This window comes from Mangrovibacter phragmitis (genome assembly GCF_001655675.1).
Classification (GTDB): domain Bacteria; phylum Pseudomonadota; class Gammaproteobacteria; order Enterobacterales; family Enterobacteriaceae; genus Mangrovibacter; species Mangrovibacter phragmitis.
Genome location: NZ_LYRP01000001.1, coordinates 138,371 through 160,526 on the forward strand (window position 1 = coordinate 138,371; position 22,156 = coordinate 160,526).

The following is a 22,156-nucleotide window of genomic DNA, read 5'->3' on the forward strand; positions in this document are numbered from 1 at the left end:
TTGTGTGTCCTCAGGCAGTTGCAGGCTGTTTTTCGTACAGGAACTGCAATATCTGCTGGCGCAACTGGTGGTAGCGCGGGTTATCCGCCAGTGCAACCCGGTTGCGTGGCCGGGGAAGATCGATTTCCAGAATCTCGCCCACAGTTGCTGCCGGGCCATTGGTCATCATTAACACCCGGTCTGAAAGCAGTACGGCTTCGTCTACATCATGCGTTATCAGAACCAGTGTGGTGTTCAGGCGTGCCTGAATTTGCATGACGGCGTCCTGCAAGTGTGCGCGGGTCAGTGCGTCCAGTGCGCCAAAAGGTTCATCCATCAGTAAAACCCGTGGGCTCATGGCCAGCGCCCGGGCGATGCCGACACGCTGCTTCATCCCGCCGGATATTTCGTCTGGCCGTTTATCCATGGCGTGGCCCATTTGCACACGCTCAAGGTTATGTTCGGTCCATTCGCGCATTTCAGCTTTGGTTTTGCTGCCTTTGAATACGGTTTCTACAGCCAGCGCAACGTTCTCACGCGCGGTAAGCCAGGGAAGCAGTGAGTGGTTCTGGAAAACCACCGCCCGTTCCGGGCCTGGCCCGGCAATTTCTTTGTTGTCGCACAGCAACCCACCACTGCTTGGCAGTGTCAGACCGGCAATCAAATTCAGTAAGGTGGATTTACCGCACCCGGAATGGCCAATCAGGCTGATGGTTTCACCTTCAGCTATGTCGAAACTAACCCGGTCCAGGGCAAGAAACGGGCCACTGGCAGTCATAAACTGCTGGCTGACATTTTGAACCTGAATGATTTTGTTCATTTATCCTCCCGGCTTTCCCAGGTGAAGCGGCGTGCTATCAGCAGTAATGCCTGTTCAAGTAACAGCCCTACTGCCCCAATGATTAAAATGGCGATCAGAATGTTTTCCACATTGAGGTTGTTCCATTCATTCCAGATCCAGAACCCTATACCCAGGCCGCCGGTAAGCATTTCAGCAGCCACTATCACCAGCCAGGCAATCCCCATAGACAGGCGTACCCCGGTCATTACTGCTGGCAACACGGCAGGAAACAAAATGCGGCGCATAATGGTCCATTCACTGAGTCGTAATACACGGGCGACATTCAGATAGGTTTGTGGAACCCGGCGCACGCCTTCAGCGGTGTTGATGATCATCGGCCAGATAGCACAGATAAAAATGGTCCAGCTGGATGCCGGTTCAGCACGCTGGAACAGCAGCAAACCAATTGGCAGCCAGGCCAGTGGGCTCACCGGGCGCAGCAAGGCAATTACCGGGTTAAACATCCGGCCGAGAAACTGAAAACGCCCCAGCAGAAACCCGGCGGGAATACCCGCCAGCGCGGCAAGGCTGAAACCAACAGCGACACGCTCCAGCGATGCCAGCACGTTCCAGCCGATCCCCTGGTCATTCGGGCCATTGTTGTAAAACGGGTCGGCAAAAAGGGTTTTGGCCGCCTCAAGCGTGGTGACCGGCCCGGGGAAACCCTGGCTGTGTAGTGCTGCCAGTTGCCACACCACGGCCAGTAATCCAAGCCCGGCCAGAACAGGAATAATTCGTTCCAGTAGCTGGCGCAGTGTGTGAGAAATACGGTGTGGACGGCGAACTGGTTTGACAGCCAGGTTCACAACTTCACCCTGTATCTGTTTTTCTGCCCCCGGGCGTTCAGCTTTCAGGGGGGTTATCTGTTGTGCTGTTTTCATGTCCCGGACCTCATTGTTTAATGGCAAAACTGTCTGCATACGCCTCGGGGTTGGTACCATCCCAAACCTTGCCGTCCATCAGCGTGCTTTTGCGCAGTGAACTTGCCGGAACAGAGACGCCGCCCACCGCAGTTGCCGCGGCTTTGTACACATCCACACGGTTAATCTGGCGTGCAATAGCGAGGTAATCTGGCGCGGTTTTAATTAGCCCCCAGCGCTTGAACTGGGTCAGGAACCACATGCCGTCTGAATCCCATGGGTAACTCACTTCGCCATCATGGAAGAAGCGCATGGCGTGGGCATCCTGCCAGGTTTTACCCAGGCCATCTTCGTATTTCCCCAACATGCGCCCTTCAATAATTTCTGGTTTGGTGTTGATCCACGGGCGCTGGGCGATAACCTGCACGGTTTCGCGTTTGTTGGCATCGCTGGCGTCTATCCAGCGCGCGGCATCCAGTACTGCAGCGGTAAGTGCTCTGGCCGTGTTTGGGTGTTTTTCTACCCACTCCTGGCGGGTGCCGAGGATCTTTTCCGGGTGATCGGGCCATACAGACTGGGATGTGGCAGCGGTGAAGCCAATATTGTCGCTGATAGCTCGCTGGTTCCAGGGTTCACCAACACAGCAACCCACCATGTTGCCTATCTTCATGTTCATCACCATTTGTGGTGGTGGAACGACAACGGTGCGCACGTCAGTAAAGGGGTTAACGCCTGCACTTGCCAGCCAGTAATAGAGCCACATGGCGTGGGTGCTGGTTGGAAAGGTGTGGGCGAAGGTCATGGAACCAGCCGGTTTGGCATCAATGGCTTTTTTTAGTGATTCAACATTGGTAACCCCGGCAGCCTTGAGCTGGTTAGATAGTGAAATCCCCTGCCCGTTGTTATTCAGGGTCATCAGGCTTGCCATGTTACGTTGCGGGCCAGCGACGCCCAGTTGCAGGCCATAAATTAAGCCGTAGAGAACGTGGGCGGCATCCAGTTCGCCAGACAGCAGTTTATCCCGTACTGCTGCCCAACTGGCTTCTTTGCTGGGCTGGATACTGATGCCATATTTTTTATCAAATCCTTTGATGGCGGCCATCACCACTGGCGCACAATCTGTCAGGGGAATAAACCCAACTTTCACCGTGGTCAACTCTGGCGCATCGGACCCCGCAGCCCAGACTTGCTGGCGAATACCGGGCAGGATCAAGCCGGCTCCCAGGGCGGCACTGCCTGCCAGAAACTGGCGGCGGGAAAGCGTAAAATGCGTTTTGCTCATCAAGGCGTCCTGTTCTGAGAATAAAAAAAAGGCGTCCGTACTCCGGCCAAAGCCAAAGTAAGGACGCCTTTATCCAAAGCACTCGTTTCACCGCCATTGGCGAAACAAATGCGTAATTGTCAGAACTTAATTTGCAATTGCTGTGCCATATCTGTTTGCCCTGAAAATACTACCCTGAGCGCAGTCCAGCCCCTTCTTTGGGGATAACTACGCACAGCAACAGAGCAAAATATGCACAATTCTTGTGCAGGTACCTGTCAAGGGGTAGAGGTAAACACGGTACTGACATCCAGCATTGCCTGAGCGATTTCCACCACTTTTTTATTCTGGTTCATCGCTGTTTTACGCAACAGATGCCAGGCCTGTTCTTCCGTTAACCCCTGGTACTGCATTAACAGCGCCTTCGCCTGCTCAATGGTTTTGCGTTCCATGAGTGTTGCACGAAGACCTGCGAGTTCATTATCAAGGGTTTTAAGACGATGAGCCTGGTGCTGGATCAAGTTAAGTAAAGAACGGTTTAATTGCGGGGGAAGGCCGGTATCATCATCGGCTTCATTATGGTGAGCGCTGGCGGCAAAATATGCTGCCAGCGGTTTTTCGGGTGTAACGACAACGCCTGCCAGAGTTTGTGGGTCGTCAAGGTTAGATGACTGGACACGCTGCAGGCTTTGTTGGCACAAATGCATCACTTTATTAATCAGCTTGTCTTCAACAATTTTCATCATGTCCAGGCGCTGGGATGCCAGGGCAAACCAGTTCAGAACGGTATCTTCTTCACCTGGTACTCCAGTGCAGGCCAGGCGGCGCAGGCGTTCAAACTCGCTGGTTTTCGCCTCTTGCTGGCTCCAGACTGAGATAATACTGGCATCGGCGAAACCGGAAAAACTGTTCAGACAGCTTTCCTGTGCAGCGATGAGCTCGACCATTAGCTGGCGCGCGCTGTCTGAAAAACATCGGGACGCAAAGCCTGCAGATGCCAGCGCCCTTTCCTGCCCGGCATATTCCTTGCTCTGCATAAAGGTGAACAATGCGACCAGGGCGCTGGCTACCTGACCATCGGCATCAATGTCCGCCACTTCATAAACCAGGTTAAGTACCTGCTGAATGATGGCATTGAAGCTTTCCATCGCCCGCTGATGGCTGACACTGCGGTCATGTATTTGGTTGCGTAGTTCTGGGAGACTTTCCAGCGCCATCAGCATTGAGCCAATTCGGTGGTATATCCGAAAAGCACCAGGTTGTAACGCACTCGCGGGAGGCAGTGCCGGTAAATCAGAGAACAGATTGCTCATGGACTGGCTTACTGCCGCAGCCCGGTGAGCCAGTTCTTCACCAAACAACATACCTTCTGAACACAGCCAGATATTTGAACTACCACGCTCACGCTGCAGAACATGTACTAATTGGCTTAATTGCCCAATCAGTTTTCCAGCCCGAAGGACATTATCCAGACGAGAAATTTCGCATTCTCGTGCGGCAAGAAAATAATGGGCAGCATGAGGTGACTGGCTCATGAGTATGTATTCCTGGATGATAAGTCATTTTTAGTGAGCAATACCTATGCCAGAAAGTGGCGAAAAATAACATCGTTTTCTCAGTGGGTAATAAGAATTTGTGCTAAGTGACTTTATGGCATCAGGAAAACAATAATAGCAAAAGCCAGGCGTAAAGCACGCCTGGCCTGTAAAACTTAACCTGTTAGCGCTGTCATTAATACAGGCCGAGGGGTTTGTTGTCGTAACTGACCAGTAAGTTTTTCACTTGCTGGTATGCCAGCAATGCCATTTTATGCGTTTCGCGGCCAATTCCGGATTGTTTGTAGCCACCAAATGCAGAATGTGCCGGGTAGAGATGGTAACAGTTGGTCCAGACACGCCCTGCTTTTATCGCTCTGCCCATACGCCAGGCGCGATTTATGTCCAGCGTCCAGACACCCGCTCCTAAACCGTACTGAGTGGCGTTAGCCAGCTCAATGGCTTCGGCTTCGTCTTTAAATGTTGTCACACCAATAACCGGCCCGAAAATTTCTTCCTGGAAACAGCGCATTTCATTGTGGCCTCTAATCAGAGTTGGGTTGATATAGAAACCATTAGTGAAAACATCGCCATGGCTAAGGTGGTTTCCACCCACCAGGATTTCGCCACCTTCATCCCGGGCGATATCAATATAGGACATGATTTTATCAAACTGCTCTTGCGAGGCCTGAGCGCCAATCATGGTATCGGTATCAAAGGGGTCGCCTTTACGGATGGTCTCAATGCGTTTGAGTACCCGGTCAACAAATTCCGGATAGATAGATTCCTGGATCAATGCACGGGACGGGCAGGTACACACTTCCCCCTGGTTAAAGAAGCCGAGAACCATTCCCTCAACTGCTTTATCAATGAAGCTCTCATCACCGCGCATCACATCTTCAAAGTAAATATTGGGTGATTTCCCACCCAGCTCAACGGTACTGTGAATGATGTTTTCCGCAGCACAGGAAAGAATATGGCGGCCAATGGAAGTAGACCCGGTGAAGGCGATTTTTTCGATGCGCTTACTGCGTGCCAGCGGTTCTCCGGCTTCTGTACCATAACCGTGTACCACGTTCACTACGCCAGGTGGTAACAATGGCCCAATCAGTTCCATCAGCACACTGATACCCAATGGTGTTTGCTCCGCAGGTTTCAGCACTACTGTATTCCCGGCAGCCAGTGCCGGTGCCAGTTTCCAGGCAGCCATCAGAATGGGAAAGTTCCACGGGATAATCTGCCCCACCACCCCCAGTGGTTCATAGATATGATAGGCCACAGTACCACTATCAATTTCTGCTGCACTGCCTTCCTGAGCACGGATACACCCTGCGAAATAGCGGAAATGATCCACTGCCAGGGGGATATCGGCATTTAGTGTTTCACGCACCGGCTTGCCATTGTCCCAGCTTTCTGTCAGCGCCAGCACTTCCAGGTTTTCCTGAATGCAGTCGGCAATTGCCAGCAACACATTAGAACGATCCTGAACACTGGTTTTCCCCCAACTGTCTGCGGCTGCATGTGCGGCATCCAGTGCTTTATCAATATCACGGTAGTCGGACCGCGGGAATTCGCCTGCAACCTGGCCGGTAACTGGCGTGGTATTAGTAAACCATGTACCTGAAACCGGCTCGACAAAAGCGCCGCCGATATAGTTGCCATAACGGGTTTTCACTGAAACTCGTGAACCCGGCAAACCTGGATGGATATATTTCATATTATTTCCCTCAGTCGGTTTTGCGATGAATCCAGAACTGTTGGTTCTGTTGTGTTGTGCTCCAACATAAGCATGTCTTATGCCAGGAATGTCATAAAACTGTTAAATCAATCTATTTTATTGTTTTCTAATGAGATAATTAGAAGACGTAAATCCTGCGGGAACAGTAAACAAAGGTAACAACCAAAGACTGTCTTATTTTTGTGTTGCGTGTCGCAACAGGTGAGACACTCAAGTGCTACAAATAATTAACATTTGTATTGAGGCCTGCTTATGCGCAATTTGCCACACGACACGCCATTGTTATCGCCTGCCAGTATATTGAGTGACTCGTGGCGGCGTAGTCAGCATTACGGGTTAGCACGGGATGATGATCACCGGCCTGTGGCAGGCCATGAGCAGTTAGGGGAAAGTCGTCACCGGTATGACTGGATTGCGCGTTACGCCTCGCCCCTTCTGGCTCAACTCACTCCGCAATTTCGTACCCGTGCTGGTGTCCTGGTTTTGTCAGATCCGGGCGGAATGGTTCTGGAAAGTACCGGAAATAGCGGTTTTCTGCAGAAGGCAGAGCAGTTAGCGTTGGCCCCGGGAAACGTGTGGAGTGAAGATGCGCGGGGCACGAACGCGATTGGTACCGCGCTTGCTCTGGGGCGCTACTGTGAAGTGAGTGGTAAAGAACATTTTCTCAGCCGCCACGCAGCACTATTTTGTGCGGCTATGCCGGTTTACTCTCCCCGGGGGGAGCTGGCTGGTGTGATTGATATTTCGTCACCTGCCTCCCTGCCCTGGCAGGACGCGACGCAATTATTAAGCCGTGCTGCATGGCAAATTGAGCAGCACTGGGTACAAAAGCAAATCACCGCCGGCCAGGTGTTAGTGCAACTACGCCCGCAAGGCCAGCCTGAGCTGGCTCCCTTTACCCATTCACTTATCTTTGAAGACGGTATTTTACAGGGCGCTAATTCACTTGCCTGCCGCGATTTTGGCTTACAACCGCAGGATTTTGGTCAACGCCATCAGGATTCGATCTTTGCGTGTGCTATGGAGAACGGCGCTCTGGCCTGGATGCGCGATACCGCATACCAGATGCATATTGACCGGGCGCAAAAACGCCCGGGTGTAATAGTGCCAGATCAACGCCCGGGCAAACCTGCAGAAGAACCCACAGCTTTACTTGCTCCTTCAGGTGTTAATCTGGAAAAGACGCTGCGCGTGGTCAACGCCGGTATTGCTCTGTGTATTAATGGTGAGACGGGGTGCGGAAAAGAGTATCTCGGGCAGCATCTGTATCGCCAGAGTAAATGGCGGTCTGGCAACTTTGTGGCAATCAACTGCGCGGCTCTGCCGGAACACCTGATTGAATCTGAATTATTTGGTTATATGCCTGGTGCGTTTACCGGTGCCAGTTCACGCGGCTATGCAGGTAAGTTCCGGGAAGCCAATGGTGGTATGCTATTTTTAGATGAAATTGGCGATATGCCACTGGCTCTGCAAACTCGCCTGTTACGTGTGTTACAGGAAAAACGCGTTGTGCCTCTGGGGGGGAACAGCGCTTTTCCTGTCGATTTTTCCCTGGTGTGTGCAACACACCGTAACCTGGTAGAACAAGTCGAACGAGGGCTGTTTCGTGAAGATTTACTTTATCGAATCCAGGAATTTACGGTTGAAATTCCGCCATTACGCCAGTGGCAGAACAAGGGCCTGTTTATTGAGCAATTGTGGTCTGAACTGGGTGCTCCTGTCCGGGGAATAAGGCTTTGTCAGTCGGTGGTCAGTTACCTGGCTGATTGCCCGTGGCCCGGCAATGTTCGTCAGTTACTGAGCCAGTTAAAAGTTTTACTGGCATTAAGTGATAACGGGCAAACTGTTACCCTTTGCGACCTTCCAGATTTGCCCCGTAGCGCCCACGCGCCTCTGTCCGTGCCGCCAACCACCCGCACGCCGAATGAAACAGCCTGTCATGCCCCGTGTATAAACGAGCTTGAAGCGATACGCATCAGCCAGGGGAATATGAGTGAAGCCGCAAAACGTCTGGGAATATCTCGCAGTACGTTATACCGGCGATTAGAGAAACAACGGGCATAATTTATTCGGAGAAGGTGCTTTACTCCTGAATAGGTAGAAAGAGTATTACCATTAATTTAATTTACTTTAAATACATTAATTATCCACCAGTTAGTCGTTGCTTTATTTATTCTTTCTGATTGTGAGTATCAGCGAGAAATGCAGGCAGGATCACATGGTATCGCTTGTTTTAGCACCATTTTTAGGTCACTCTTTAACAGGGCTCAATATGGTTATTTATTGGGGAATGATTTTTCTGAATAAATAAAACCCTTTTAATTGCGCTGGTATAAATATGGCAAATTAAGAAAAATTGAATAACAAAAATTGCCGCTAATAGGATTTCCGGTTGGCGGATTTTGATGAAGTAAATACGGCAATGGTCTTACCGTATTTATCGCTTCGCGGCCATGGAAGGTAGCGGCTAAACAGACCGCGGGCACTACGTGTGTAGTGCCCTTTGCTATTATTTCGCTATTTACAATTATATTATTGCTAGTTGAGTTGCGTTTCAATTAACGGTTATATGTATCAAAACGTCACACTGGCTTCCAGTACAACGTTACGCGCCTCACCTTCCCTTACCCGCAGATTGCCTCCGCTGGACGCATAATAATGTTTGTTAAACATGTTATTCAGGTTCAGGCGTAACTGGGTTTCTTTACCCAGCAACGCGTTATTCCACGCGACAAAGCTGTCTGCAACCACATAATCCGGCAGTGTGAAACTGTTTTCTGGGTCACCAGCGCGAGTCCCCACATAGCGCGCCCCACCACCAATGCGAAATTCGCCTGGTACAGAAGGTAAGCGGATACCACCGTGGCTCAGGTATAAAGCGCCAGAATGGCGTGGTGCGTTCGCCAGACGGTTACCATTGTTATCACTGTCCACGCCGTCATCGACAATTTTTGCCTGGTCATAACTGTAGTTGGCGCTGATATCAATTCCGGGCACGATTTCGCCATTCAGTTCCATCTCAATACCGCTTGAACGGGCTTTGTCGATTTCATGAGTGTCACCATTTATGCTCAAAGACATATCCCGTTCATCAATACGGTATAACGCCAGCGTCGCAAAGAGTTTGGGTGTGACCTGCCATTTACTGCCCACTTCCCAGGTGGTTCCCTGCTCAGGCTTGCCCACCCGGCCATCGTCATCGGCATCTGTTGATGGCGTGAAAGATTTACTGTAGCTACTGTACAAAGAAACAGAAGGCGTCACTTTGTAGATAAGCCCCATTTGCGGCAGAAACTTATTGCCCTCGTCACTCATTGTCAGTACAGCCGGAACGCCCTGTGATGCACGCTGTTCATAATGCTGATAGCGCCCGCCTACAACTCCGGTCCATTTTGAAGTCAGTTCAATACTGTCTTTGAGATAAACTGAACGGTTATGGATGCGGTTAAGGTTGTTCGCAGCACTGGTTTTTTCGGTGGAATCATTCGTTACCGGCCAGGCAATACCATATTCAGGATCATTATAGTTAAAGATGGTATTGGATTTGCCCTGATACTGGTGTGCGCGGTAAGTCTGCACCATCTCATAATCGGTACCAAACAGGATGTTGTGTGTCATGCCGAACAATGTCGGCGTGCCCATCATATCCCATGAGACATATTTGGTTTTGTGGTTATAGCCGCGGTTGGCATCGGCACGGCGGGTAACGGCCCCTGTTGTGGTGTTGACCGCGGTGACACGCACTTCGTTATTATCATAACGGCGCTGGCTCAGGCCAACAGTAACGCGGGTGCTCCAGGTATCATTAAACTGGTAGTTGTACTGGGTGTTGAAGGTCTTATTACGGCCCCACGCATGGTTCGCGTAGTCATCCAGCCGGGTTTTGTAACCCACGTTGATGGGTTTACCATCAATAAAGGCTGTCCCCCGGTCGTATGGGATGTCGTACTGGTAATCTTCATAACTGATAAGCACACTGGCTTTTTCCCCGTACCACTGTAGTGACGGCGCGATCAGTGTGTGTTTATCGGCACCAAAATTACGCCAGTAATCCTGGTTTTGTTTTTCGGCAATTAAACGAAACGCAAAGCCGTTACCTAATGGACCAGTGACATCCACTGTGCCGGCACCACCACCCTCGCTGCTGGTACGCCCACTAACTTTGGTGCGCCATTCGTACTGGGGTTTCTTGCTGACAACATTGATTACACCGCCTGGGTTCTGGATCCCGTAAAGCAGTGAAGCCGAACCTTTCAACACTTCTACGTGATCGGTTGTGGCATCCAGATTCAGGCCCTGGCTGCTGCGTACTCCATCACGAAAAATAGACCCGTCTGAGTTGGAACCAAAACCGCGCCGCATAATGCCATCTTCGGTGCCAGCCAGAGTATTGGCCTGCGCCACACCACTGACAAAACGCATAGCATCACTTAACGACGTCACCTGGTAATCGTTAAGTTGTTGCTGTGTTACCACACTGACAGATTGCGATTCATCCAGCCGGTTGGTCGGCATTTTACTCGCTGTACTCACTTGTGGCACGGTATAGCTGTTATCGGTATCCGCACCAGGTGATGTATTAGCAGTAACGGTAATTTGATCTTCTGCCTGAGAGGTTGTGCTGTCTGCGCTAAAAGCGGGGAAAGCGGATGAACATGCCAGAGCTAACGCTGTTTTTAAGAAAATTTTCCCAACCGGGAAATGAGATAAAGAAGAATTCACCACTTGTAACCACTGTATTTTATTGTTAATGATTATCATTATGATAATCGAAATCATAACAGCCCGTCACTAAAATTATTCCTGCATGAATCATCAAATAAAGCTTACGGATGGTTCTCTATAAAAGGCAGTCATCATTAAGCGATTCCTGATATCCTTCAGCCAGAGCAGTGAGAAAGAGTGTTATTCCAATGGCAATAGATAACGAGATTACCTTTCGTAAACTTGCAGTTTTTAAAGTCTTTATGGAAACCGGGAATATTGCCCGCACGGGTGAGGCTTTAGGATTAAGTGGGGTCAGTGTTCACCGTGCCCTGCACTCCCTTGAGGAAGCAATTCGTTGCCCGTTGTTCAGCCATAAAGGGCGCAACTTAGTGGCTTTGCCCGCTGCCCGCAAATTGCTGGAATATACCGAAGAAGCAACCGGTATCCTGGAGAAAGGGATTGAGGAAACACGCAAGATTGCCGGGATTGGTCAGCGGCGTTTACGTATTGGCACCCTCTACTCACTGACACTGGAGACGGTCCCCCGGCTGATTATGGGCATGAAGTTACGTCGCCCCGAAGTGGAAATGGATCTCACTATGGGTTCTAACCAAATGCTGTTGAATCAACTGGATAACGGTGCGCTGGATGCCATTCTTATCTCAGTTAATGCCGGTGAGCTGGACAAAACCCAGTTAGAGGTTCTGCCCTTGTTTCATGATGATATTTTCCTTGCCACCCCTTCCAGCGCGCATTTGTCAGGGCAACAACCAGCAGATTTACGGGACTACCATCAACAAAAGTTTGTTGCACTGGCAGAAGGCTTTGCCACTTATGCCGGGTTTCAGGAAGCATTTCATGTCGCCGGATTTGAGCCAGAGATAATAACCCGTGTTAATGATATTTTCTCACTGATTAGCCTGGTTCAGGCTGGTGTTGGCTTTACGCTGATACCGGGGCGGATGCGGAAAGTGTATGAGCATGATATTAACCTGCTGCGGCTGGCTGAGCCTTACCAGATGCGTCAGCTTATTGCTATTGTGTTTGCCCGTAACCGGGAGCGGGATCCTAACTTACTGGCGCTGGCTGCTGAAGGAAGAATGTATGCGCGCAGCCTGGGTGGCATGGAGGCGCAATAGTGGTGACCCGGTTTTATAAGCTGTGCCTGGTCACCACGCTTTTACAGGCTTCCCTGGCAGTAACCCCACGGCCTGCAGCAGCACAAAACCTGTCGCCCACTGCCCACGCGCTACAACAATGTACGAGCCATTCCTCATCACAGATTTGCCTGCAGACGATCGCGTTGGCACACCATGCTGGCAATTTCTCGTGGTATGTCGCCAGCGTCAATGGTACGGGTGATCCCCATGCGGCGCTGATTGTCGTTCATGGTTACCCGCACGATGCCAGATACAGCCTGGAAGCAGGCATCGCGGCAATTAAAGCCGCCCGCATTACTACCCCAACTCTGGTTATTGCACCAATATTTCAGGCGCAGAAAGGCGCACATTGCCAAAAGCCTGGTGAGGTAAGTGCGAAACCGGGTGATGCCCGCTGGTCTTGTGGCGGCTGGATGAGTGGTGAAGTATCTCTGGGAAGTCCACCTGGTATCAGCTCATTTCACGCCATGGATACGTTAGTACGCCAACTTCACCAGCAGTGGCCAGATTTACACGCCATAACTGTGGCAGGGTTTTCTGCGGGTGGGCAGTTTGTTCAGCACTATATTGGTGTTGCTGCACTGCCACCAGGCGGGTTGAATTTGCGCTACCTGGTGGCTTCACCCGGAAGCTGGCTTTATTTCGATGCACAGCGCCCTGTCGCGGTCCTCAACAACAAGCCCGCTGCAGACTCTCAATGTGGCCCTGCTGGCAGGTATCCGGCCAGGTGCCAGATCACTATGACTTTACCTGACGCAACGGTTTGCCCGAATTATAATAGCGGGAAATATGGTGTGGCCAGATGGCCTTTGGCAAAAAGCCGTGCGGCACGTATTCGTTACCAACAGGCGGATATCAGTTATATGGTTGGCGCACAAGATAGTGGCACCGGGCCGGGAACAGCAAGCAAACGCCTGGATAAGACCTGTGCTGCTACCCTTCAGGGGAGTTACCGGTTACAACGCGCGCAGAATTATCTGGCCTGGGAGCAGGCCCGGCTTCCTTCATTACACCCAGAAACGTTAAGTGTTGTGCCCGGTTGTGCGCACGATGTTGGCTGTGTGCTACCGGGTTTTGCCGCAAGGCACCCACTGTTTTAGGAGGACAGTTTACATCACCTAAGCTTTACCTTGTCTTTGCTGCCAAAGATGCGACAGTAAAGCAGGTATAAAGGTCAATGTTAGCCGATGCATTTTGAACACAGTTCCATTTTTGTAGCCATAATTCAGTACAGTAAGAGAGAGAAACTCCAGTGCCACAACAGAGCAGGCTGCGCCTGTTATTCCATGGTTTTTAATAAGAAAATATGAAACAGGCATACACAGCAGTAAAGCAATAAATGACTTATACGATAGATAACGATAGCCAGAGAATTTTACAATATATCTTGAAGAAACTGCCCCCATTGCAGACAGCATTGTACCTGCACAAAGAATAACAGCCGGGCGCCAGGCGGTTGTGAATGCCGGCCCATAGAGAGTTTTAATAATATAGCTGCCAAATATTATGAATCCAACAATGACTACTGTGGAAATTACGGCAATAATGACATTTAATTGAGTGGTTTTAATTGCGGCCAGATTTTCATTCTCTTCATTGTAAATTGAAGGAAAACAGGATGTCACAAATGCCAACATAATGAAGTTCCATGATGTTGCCAGGGTAACTGCAACTGAATAAATACCCAGCTCATGAGACCCCGAAAGCTCTGAAAGGAAAAAAATATTTACCCGCGGGTAAATTGCAACAGATATGTTGGCAATAAACATTGCGCTACCAGTCATTATAAGGTACTTGAAGTGCTGCAGATATTTTTCCTGGCGGATGTTTTTAGTTCTTTCCTCATCCTTCATATAGTAAAAATACACGCGCATCATAAAAGGGATTAATGTTGTTGTTATAATGGGCAGCGTTAGCAGTAATGGGTTTAACTGCATATAAACAATAATATATCTCATTGCAAGGCTGATTATCAGTCCAAATAAATTTAGAATGGCGTTCCGCTTTGAGTTTAAATTGGTGTCATTATATGTAGCAACAACGTCTATGGCCGTAAAAAAACTCGCGATCCCGACAGCACAGAAAAATACAAATTCAACATAATTATCTGATCGCACATAGAGTAATATCCCTGCAGCACATAAAATATAGATAATTACTCGCAGTATCAAGGAGGTTTTGGCAAGCTTTATTCCTGATAACCTTTTTTTTGATAGCCGTTTGATAATAATATTTTCACTACCGAATTGAGCAACGACTATTACAATTTGAAAGCAAGCGATTGCCAGTGCGATTTGCCCAACCATTGATGGGCCAATATAACGAGCAACGAAAGCACTGACCAAAAAAAGCCCGAGCATGGATATAACTTTCTCTATAATGAGCCATGACGAGTTAATCAATGAATTTTTTTTCATTATTTCACCATGCAGTTATGTTCATTCATCAGTATCTTTGTAGCTAATATCAATGAATTTCATTACATCCATGGTGTTTTTTTTGCGTCTTTTCACCCACCAGAAAACAATGATGAGTGCAATGACTATCAGGATGAGCCATTTCATATTAATCTCTGCTGTGTGCGAAATAATAAAATATTATTTTTGGTGCCTGTTTTGTCTGTTTATATTTTTAAAATGCAGATATTATATGAAAATCCAGCGCTTCGTGATTGTCGGATTTTCTGGCTGCTTTTGGGGGATTATAAATTAAAGAGAATATATTCTCTACACCACTAATGGAAATCAGAATTACCTCAGCTGGTGTAGAGAATTAAATATTGATTGGTCGCTTTTCTCAGAATTGCCAGGGTATCACCTTAACGTACTGTTTTTAAAAATTATTTTCATGGGGAAATATTCCCTGTGATTTCAGGACTATTCCCCTTTCACCCGCTGCGCCAGGCGCTGAATTGTCGCGAGTGGTGTAGTGGAATATGCCACACATTCCCCCTGGGTCACCGCCTGGCGGGTTAACCCTGTCAGTGTGCTGCCGGGTTGCATTTCAATAAACAGCCGTGCATCGCGTTCCATAGCTGCCACCATGGCATCCCGCCAGTTCACTGTGCGTGCCATGTTGAAAGCCAGGTCGTTTGCCAGAGCCGGGCCTTGCCAGACAGCACGGGCTGTACTGCCACTGAGCCAGGTGCAGTCCGGGCGTGACACTGTCACTGACTGCATGGCCTGGGCCAGCTTTTCTGCAGGAGCATCCAGCAACGGGCAGTGAGATGGAACACTGACATCCAGTTGTTTCGCGCGGGTTGCACCCAGTGCCAGAGCCTGCTGTGCAACCTGTTCCATTGCTGTTGTGCTGCCCGCAATCACAATCTGTGTTTCGGCATTGATATTTGCCACCCAGGTTGTCTGGTTATCCACCAGTTTTTCCACCTGCCCCAGGCTGAGGCCCATAATCGCAGTCAGCCCGTAACCACTCGGCCAGGCTTCTTCCATTAACGAACCACGTAACGCAACCAGTCGGACGGCGTCTTCATATGCCAGCGCCCCGGCTACTACGGCTGCAGGGTACGCGCCTATTGATAATCCACACACCATATCCGGACGTACACCAGCGTCAGCAAGGGAACGCGCTGTTGCTACGGCAGAAATTAACAGGCAAAGCTGCACTGCTCGTGTGTGCTTCAGCGCTTGTGGAGTATCCAGGTGGTCAAACTCACTACCCAGAATTGCCCGGGTTTGGGTAAACAGTTCACGGGTTACCGGGGTGTCCGGGCAGTCAGCCAGCATGCCTGGGTACTGCGTGCCCTGCCCCGGGAAAGTAAACATAACTTTCATCAGAACCTCTCTCCTGTTACTGGTTGCCAGGGATGCGATGTATTGTATGGACCGGTGCTGGTCTTCAGAAGTACCCGGCCATCGCGCAGCCATTCATTCAGTGAAAAGCCGCCATAAGGGGTTTCCACCTGGGTGTCTGCACGGCAGCCCAGGTGCGCGACCACCTGCTGCCAGGCAATAAGTTGTTCATGCTCTAACTCCACAGGCGCGCGAATCACAAGATCAAGATCGCTGTCGTTATGTAATACAGCCTGCCCGGTTGCCAGCGCAAACCCCGTGCTACCAGTAATTCCCCACACCCACGGCCAGGTATGCTGGCACAATTGGGCCGCTGCCAGCAGCGGTGCCTGTTTTGCAAAAGGAGAATTGCCGATGTGTGCCGGAGTTGCCAGAGCCTCGGGAGGCAGGTAACCAACCACCTGCTCTGGCATCACCCACCCGGCAGCGCGCTCTCCACGCCCTTTCCCACGCACGCCGACAGGAATAGCCCCGTCGTTACGCCAGTCCCGCCGCACGACAACCGGTTGTGCCAGTGACCAGCGCTGGTGTAGCCAGCTATATTGCCGGGTAAATACAGGTTCACTGTTGAGCCACAAAAGATCGTGCGGACGGTATTGCATAGTTAAAGTCCTGAAGTCAGGGAAATAAATAACGGTAACGACAGAATGCACAGCACGGAGCTAATCAACAATACAGCTTCAGCATCTGGCGACTGCACGCCAAAACGGTTACCGAACACCACACCAAAGAAACCGGCAGACAGCGCAATCATCAGCACCCCGGTAATAGCAATGGCACCATGCAGACCCAGCGCAAGGACAATAACAAAGGCAATTGCTGGTTGAATCAGGAGTTTAGTGATGCTGGAGATAATCACCATGCTGTTAATTTTTAGTTTACGGGCAGACAGGATCACCCCAGTCAGGAACAGCGCTGCAGCGGTTGCAGATAATCCCAACGGTTTAATTGACGACAGCAACAGTTCCGGCATACGAATGCCAATAGCGGACAGGATAACCCCCAGTAACGGGCCCCAGACAATAGGTTTCTTCACGGAACGCCACATCAGAACCGGCAACATCGCCATTGTTGAGCGGGTATTCTCCCCGGACTGGCGTGCTTTTTCGCGTTCCAGAATCAGCAGGCACAGCGGTGTTAACAACACAGAACCGCAGGCAATTGACACCGCAACAGACAAAGAAGTGGACGGTCCCTCACCTAATACACTGCCAAGGATTGGCAGACCAAGTGCTGCATAGTTTGGCAATGCAACAGTCAGAGTCAGTACAGCGGCATCTTGTGGGCTTTTCTTAAATACGCCTACCGCGAGGAAGTAGATAGCAGCGTAAGTTACCCACATTGCCAGCACCAGGATAAGAATGAGTGGGGACTGTTTCACAATACCAACCCAGGGTGTCTGCACTGTTGCACTAAACAGCGCGGCTGGTAACGCAAAGTCCATCACGAATATATTTAACAGAGAGACATTCTTGTTATCGACCATCTTTGTTTTACCTGCCATGAAACCCAGCAGCATGATGATAAAGATGGGGGCAAGGGCATGCACAATTACATACGTCATAAATTCACCTGTAGTTATAACAATAAAATGTTTGCGATGTTTTACAGACAAGCCGGGTTAATGGGCGCCAGGGCGCCCATGCTCATCTGGCAGGTTTTTTTTATGAGAATCTTTACCAGGCCGCTCGCAGGCGCTCACGAACCAATTTTGAGTGGCGACGGTTTTCTGCTCCCAACCGGTTTTTCAGCGTGATGTCATTACGGGCATCGCAGACTGCCTGTGCCACAGTCTTCGTCACCAGGGTTATGTCATCCGGTGTCGGGGCATCAGGGTTAGTAATGTCAAGCAATTCACTGAGCAGGCCCAGAGTGCTGTAGTTTTTGATGTCGTAGGCCATTGGCGGAATGGTGGAGGCCAGTTTTTCCAGCGATTCGACAGTACGTAACGTAATACGTGCAGCAGACGCTTTACCCATGGCGTGGATCAGTACATTGCCATCGTTGAACGCAATCAGGCGGTTTGCCTGGTAACCGTGCGCCAGAAACGCACCAGACATGGCTTTACCAACAATCAAACCAACGACGGGGTGCCCTGCCAGGCGTGCTTTGGCATACGCACCCGCGGCACCAGCCAGTGCCTGATGAATACCAAAAGCTTCTTCACGGCGGCCATAAGCCTGGCTTGGTACATCAATGACTGCGATAATCGGGCGTTTAACGCTTTTTTCAGCATCTTCGTCAATTGTACGGTTAACGACTTTTGCCAGTGTCCAGCCTTCCAGCAACCCGACTTCGCCCCGTGCGGCGCGTGGATAGTGGTTGTTGGCATCCGGTACCACAGCAATAAAACGCACAAACTGCCCGTCGAGTGTGGCGTCTGCAACCTGCACTGACGGGCACAGCCCCGGCATACGTTGCGCACCTGATGCCAGTTTATCCAGCCATAGTGCTGCGCGATTTTGTTGGCTCATTTATTTACCCTCCCCGGCAAAAAATGCACTAATTTGCTCGGAATCGACCTGTTTAGCGGTATCAAAAGTGGTTAAACGGGCCAGAAACTCGTCATAATTGTCTGAGCGGTGAGTGTCAGGCACGCCTTTGGCAAGGCATTGGTTGACTGCGTCTTTCATTGCATTCACGTTGTCATCAACTAAGCCGTCAACCAGCCCACTGCGTGAGCGAACTTCACCACCGGTTATGCTCCAGATAAACGGGCGGTCACGGGAGTCGTACTCTTCGATGCCTGCTTCCTGTTCGATAACCTGCGGACCATTCAGGCCCAGGCGCGCTTCCCGGGTGACCAGTAAATAACTGCACAACCCGGCAGCAATAGACATCCCGCCGAAGCAACCCACTGTACCGGCAATAATGCCCACAACTGGCTGGTAACGGCGCAGGTCAACAATTGCAGCGTGAATGTCTGCAATGGCCGCCAGACCAAGGTTGGCTTCCTGCAGGCGTACCCCGCCGGTTTCCAGGCACAACACAGCCTGAGTTGGTATACCCTTGCGGTTATCTTCCGCAGCCAGCTCCAGAGCTGCGGCCATTTTGGCACCAGAAACTTCACCCATACTGCCGCCCTGGAATGCTCCTTCTACAGCAACCACAACGGAGGGTTTGCCCTGAATGGTGCCTTTGGCGATAACCATGCCGTCATCGCTTTGGGGAACAATTCCCTGCGGCCCAAGCCAGGGGGACATCAGCCCGTCAAATGGCCCGAGCAATTCACGGTAGCTACCCTCATCCAGTATTGCTTTCGCCCGGTCTCTGGCTCTCAGTTCAATAAAGCTCTGAAATTCACGCATGGCTCACCTCTTCAAATACTTGTTCGATGCGAATACGGGCCACACCTGGCGTTGCGCCAAAATCGTGGATCTGCATTTGCCCTGCGGGTAATTGCCCCAGTGAACGAATACGTTCAAACAGCGCCTGCCAGCGTGCCTGAGAATTATCCACGGAGGTGGTGATTGCGATTTCCAGTGTTTGTCCTGCAGTGGACTCAAATAACACTTCCATATCGCCTGACCCCACGACGCCAGCCAGTGCTTTGCCACTGACAAGGCGGGAGGCCGGAAAAGACAATGAAATCTGTTCCATAACAACCTCTTAAAAATAACGTTTACGATGCCGGCAATGCGACACGGTCAATAAATAGCGTGGCGGCCAGTAAGTCTGCGGCACCACCTGGTGAGGCATTGAGCCTGAGCATGGTCTGGTCGAGGTCAGCAAGCTGCTGCCTGCCTGCGCGGCTGGCGCATCCCCCGGCTTTCAGAACCGCATTTGCGCCCTGCTGCATCGCTTCAAGACCAACCATTCCGGCGCGCGATAATACGCAGGTGTCACTGAGCGTGGTCATGATAGACATCAGAGCATCCAGCATGGCGTGCTGCTCACTGGCCCCTTGTGCGCGGCTGTGCAATAAAGCAGGCAGACCACGTTTCATCACATGAGGGAAGCCCTGAGCGGCCTCTTCCCGTGCGCCCGGTACGCGGTAACGGTGGCTGGCCCGCAGGCCTTTACTGAATACCGTTGGTGCGGCCTGGTCTGGTAGCTGAGCAAGGCGTGCTGCCTGCTCGCTGATGGCACTGGCTGTTGCATTTCCAGACAACATGGCGCAACTGCTTACCATCAGACCGAGTGCCCAAATTGCGCCCCGGTGCGTATTCACGCCGTTGGTTGCCGCCATCATGCTCTGCTCACCTTCTCGCCCGAGGCGGCCTATTAATTGACGTAATGCGACATCTGCCGGCCTGCGCCAGCACTGTTGTGCCAGCGCGAAAAATGTCGGGGTCAGGCTGTGTGCTGAGCGTTCCATCAGACTGAGTGATAAATCGCTGTGCGCGCCATTTCCCCGGCTGTCCACAAGACCAGGCTTAGGGCTAAGGCGGGCTTCGTCAATCAGGCAGCGGGTTGCTGTCTGTGCCAGACGTTGCGCAACAGCATCAGCACTGCTCTGTGGCTGTAGTTTCATTACCAGCTCCGGAATTTTGCCGGTGGGTTATACAAACCGCCTGACCATTCAACCAGGTCGGCAACACTGCCTGCGGCCAGTAACGAACGGGTAGCGTCAGTGCGGCGAATGCCCATATCTTCCGGGAAGCGCACTTTCCCGCTACGGCGCAACGCTTCGACCCGGCTGGCATCAACGCCCAGACCGATATCGGTTATCCCGGCAACTGCGGCAACCATGGCCCGGCGCTCTTCAAGGCTTTCCGCCTGGTAGAGGTAGGCAATGCCTTCTTCGGTCAGAACGTGAGTGACGTCATCACCGTAAATCATCACCGGAGCCAGCGGCATACCGGAGGTTTTGGCAACTTCAACAGCATCCAGTTTTTCAACAAACGTGGGTTTAACACCGGCCTGGAAGGTTTCAACCATCTGCACCACCAGCTTCCGGCCACGTTGCATTGGATCGGGTTCGTTTATCATGGCAAGCCAGGCCGGAGTGGCATGGCGGCGGCCGTGCGGGTCATGGCCCATATTCGGTGCCCCACCGAACCCAGCCAGGCGGCCACGCGTTACCGTGGATGAGTTGGCCAGGCCGTCAACCTGCAGAGTGGAACCAATAAACATGTCAACAGCGTATTGACCGGCTAACTGGCAGAATGCGCGGTTGGAGCGCATAGAACCATCTGCGCCAGTGAAGAACACATCCGGACGTGCTGCGATATAGTCTTCCATACCCAGCTCACCACCGAAGCAGTGCACGCTTTCCACCCAGCCACTTTCAATAGCAGGAATTAATGTGGGGTGCGGGTTGAGTGTCCAGTGTTTACAGATTTTGCCCTTCAACCCCAGTTGTTCACCGTAGGTTGGTAACAACAGCTCAATCGCCGCTGTATTAAAACCAATACCGTGGTTGAGCGACTGCACCTGGTGCTCGGCATAGATCCCTTTGATAGCCATCATGGCCATCAGGATATGTTCCTGCTTGATAAGGCGCGGGTCGCGGGTGAACAGCGGTTCAATAAAGAAGGGTTTATCCGCAACAACGATATAATCAATCCAGGAGCCTGGGATATCGACACGCGGTAAGTCGCACTCGTCATCAACCAGTTCATTCACCTGGGCAATAACAATACCGTCATGGAATGCGGCTGCTTCGACCAGAGCTGGCGTGTCTTCGGTACTCGGCCCGGTATACAGGTTGCCTTTCCGGTCTGCTTTATAGCCAGCGATAAGCGCGACATTAGGTGCCAGGTCAACGTATAAACGCGAATAAAGTTCGATATAAGTATGGATGGCACCAATTTCCAGCAACCCATCTTCCAGCAACTGGGAGATACGTAAGCTTTGTGTACCGGAGAATGAGAAGTCGAGTTTGCGGGCAATGCCTTTTTCAAACAGATCCAAATGCTCGCTGCGGCCCACACTTGGCATGATCATATGTAAATCATGGACTTTCTGTGGGTTTACCTCAGCCAGCATCCGGGAAAGGAAGTCTGCCTGTTTTTGGTTATTACCTTCAAGAACGACCCGGTCACCCGGCGCCACTAATTTTTCCAGCATTGAGACAAGTTCCCCGGTGGGGATTACTTTGCCCTTCACGCCTGTTGCGGCCATACGCTGTTGCTTATTGGTACGGCGCTGGTTCCAGACGCGGGTTGGCGTTTGCCCAGACAACATTATAACCTCCTGATTAAGCTAATCATTTTGATTTGCCTGCTGTGAGATTAAGTCTGCGCTGTTAAACCGTTAGCATCAATAAAGTAACGGGTGAAATCATTACTCTGAAGGTAATGATTAATTATCTGTTTTTTGAT

General features: G+C 50.9%; 19 protein-coding genes. 3 read left to right on the top strand and 16 right to left on the bottom strand.

Features of this window, described 5'->3' with window-relative positions:
• Positions 1-10: 10 nt before the first annotated feature.
• The 5 genes from A9B99_RS00585 to A9B99_RS00605 form a co-directional block, all read right to left on the bottom strand.
• On the bottom strand, positions 11-799 hold the full coding sequence (locus A9B99_RS00585) for an ABC transporter ATP-binding protein (RefSeq protein ID WP_064593574.1): 789 nt from the start codon (positions 797-799) through the stop codon (positions 11-13).
• On the bottom strand, positions 796-1,701 hold the full coding sequence (ntrB, locus tag A9B99_RS00590) for a nitrate ABC transporter permease (protein ID WP_064593577.1): 906 nt from the start codon (positions 1,699-1,701) through the stop codon (positions 796-798). Before ntrB ends, A9B99_RS00585 begins: the two co-directional genes overlap by 4 nt.
• 10 nt (positions 1,702-1,711) lie before the next feature.
• A complete protein-coding gene (locus A9B99_RS00595; protein ID WP_064593580.1) occupies positions 1,712-2,962 on the bottom strand; it encodes an ABC transporter substrate-binding protein in 1,251 nt (416 codons plus the stop codon).
• A 257-nt stretch (positions 2,963-3,219) separates the two neighbouring features.
• Positions 3,220-4,476: a nitrate regulatory protein gene (locus A9B99_RS00600; RefSeq protein ID WP_064593582.1), complete on the bottom strand. Its 1,257-nt coding sequence runs from the start codon at positions 4,474-4,476 to the stop codon at positions 3,220-3,222.
• Between the two features lie 196 nt (positions 4,477-4,672).
• Positions 4,673-6,193 (bottom strand): aldehyde dehydrogenase family protein, encoded by a 1,521-nt coding sequence (locus A9B99_RS00605; protein ID WP_064593585.1) that lies wholly within the window; start codon positions 6,191-6,193, stop codon positions 4,673-4,675.
• 273 nt (positions 6,194-6,466) lie between these two features.
• On the opposite strand from A9B99_RS00605, the gene A9B99_RS00610 reads away from it, so the two are divergent.
• Positions 6,467-8,278 (top strand): sigma-54-dependent Fis family transcriptional regulator, encoded by a 1,812-nt coding sequence (locus tag A9B99_RS00610; protein ID WP_064593588.1) that lies wholly within the window; start codon positions 6,467-6,469, stop codon positions 8,276-8,278.
• Positions 8,279-8,788: 510 nt separating this feature from the next.
• Here A9B99_RS00610 and A9B99_RS00615 read toward each other — a convergent pair.
• Entirely contained in the window at positions 8,789-10,975 is a 2,187-nt protein-coding gene (locus A9B99_RS00615) for a TonB-dependent siderophore receptor (protein ID WP_414855550.1), read from the bottom strand.
• 152 nt (positions 10,976-11,127) lie between these two features.
• Here A9B99_RS00615 and A9B99_RS00620 point away from each other — a divergent pair, with 152 nt between their 5' ends.
• Both A9B99_RS00620 and A9B99_RS00625 read left to right on the top strand, forming a co-directional pair.
• Positions 11,128-12,060 (top strand): LysR family transcriptional regulator, encoded by a 933-nt coding sequence (locus A9B99_RS00620; protein ID WP_064593591.1) that lies wholly within the window; start codon positions 11,128-11,130, stop codon positions 12,058-12,060.
• Positions 12,060-13,181, top strand: coding sequence for a hypothetical protein (locus A9B99_RS00625; protein WP_082917798.1), 1,122 nt, complete (start codon positions 12,060-12,062; stop codon positions 13,179-13,181). Before A9B99_RS00620 ends, A9B99_RS00625 begins: the two co-directional genes overlap by 1 nt.
• An 18-nt stretch (positions 13,182-13,199) precedes the next feature.
• On the opposite strand, the gene A9B99_RS00630 is transcribed toward A9B99_RS00625, so the two are convergent.
• The 10 genes from A9B99_RS00630 to mdcA all read right to left on the bottom strand — a co-directional run bounded on the left by A9B99_RS00630 (position 13,200) and on the right by mdcA (position 22,019).
• On the bottom strand, positions 13,200-14,498 hold the full coding sequence (locus tag A9B99_RS00630; RefSeq protein WP_064593594.1) for an oligosaccharide flippase family protein: 1,299 nt from the start codon (positions 14,496-14,498) through the stop codon (positions 13,200-13,202).
• Positions 14,499-14,519: 21 nt separating this feature from the next.
• Positions 14,520-14,672: an LPXTG cell wall anchor domain-containing protein gene (locus A9B99_RS23690; protein WP_331710038.1), complete on the bottom strand. Its 153-nt coding sequence runs from the start codon at positions 14,670-14,672 to the stop codon at positions 14,520-14,522.
• Positions 14,673-14,957: 285 nt separating this feature from the next.
• On the bottom strand, positions 14,958-15,872 hold the full coding sequence (gene mdcH / locus A9B99_RS00635; protein WP_064593597.1) for a malonate decarboxylase subunit epsilon: 915 nt from the start codon (positions 15,870-15,872) through the stop codon (positions 14,958-14,960).
• The gene (locus tag A9B99_RS00640) at positions 15,872-16,492 is read right to left on the bottom strand and encodes a malonate decarboxylase holo-ACP synthase (protein WP_064593600.1); all 621 of its coding nucleotides are present in this window, start codon (positions 16,490-16,492) and stop codon (positions 15,872-15,874) included. Before A9B99_RS00640 ends, mdcH begins: the two co-directional genes overlap by 1 nt.
• A gap of 2 nt (positions 16,493-16,494) precedes the next feature.
• Positions 16,495-17,454: an AEC family transporter gene (locus tag A9B99_RS00645; RefSeq protein WP_064593602.1), complete on the bottom strand. Its 960-nt coding sequence runs from the start codon at positions 17,452-17,454 to the stop codon at positions 16,495-16,497.
• Between the two features lie 112 nt (positions 17,455-17,566).
• Positions 17,567-18,364: a biotin-independent malonate decarboxylase subunit gamma gene (gene mdcE / locus A9B99_RS00650; RefSeq protein WP_064593606.1), complete on the bottom strand. Its 798-nt coding sequence runs from the start codon at positions 18,362-18,364 to the stop codon at positions 17,567-17,569.
• On the bottom strand, positions 18,365-19,198 hold the full coding sequence (locus tag A9B99_RS00655) for a biotin-independent malonate decarboxylase subunit beta (RefSeq protein ID WP_064593609.1): 834 nt from the start codon (positions 19,196-19,198) through the stop codon (positions 18,365-18,367).
• On the bottom strand, positions 19,191-19,490 hold the full coding sequence (gene mdcC, locus A9B99_RS00660) for a malonate decarboxylase acyl carrier protein (RefSeq protein ID WP_064593612.1): 300 nt from the start codon (positions 19,488-19,490) through the stop codon (positions 19,191-19,193). Before mdcC ends, A9B99_RS00655 begins: the two co-directional genes overlap by 8 nt.
• 22 nt (positions 19,491-19,512) lie before the next feature.
• Complete coding sequence (locus A9B99_RS00665) at positions 19,513-20,364, bottom strand: triphosphoribosyl-dephospho-CoA synthase (RefSeq protein ID WP_064593615.1); 852 nt, start codon at positions 20,362-20,364, stop codon at positions 19,513-19,515.
• Entirely contained in the window at positions 20,364-22,019 is a 1,656-nt protein-coding gene (gene mdcA, locus A9B99_RS00670) for a malonate decarboxylase subunit alpha (protein ID WP_064593618.1), read from the bottom strand. Before mdcA ends, A9B99_RS00665 begins: the two co-directional genes overlap by 1 nt.
• Positions 22,020-22,156: the final 137 nt, after the last annotated feature.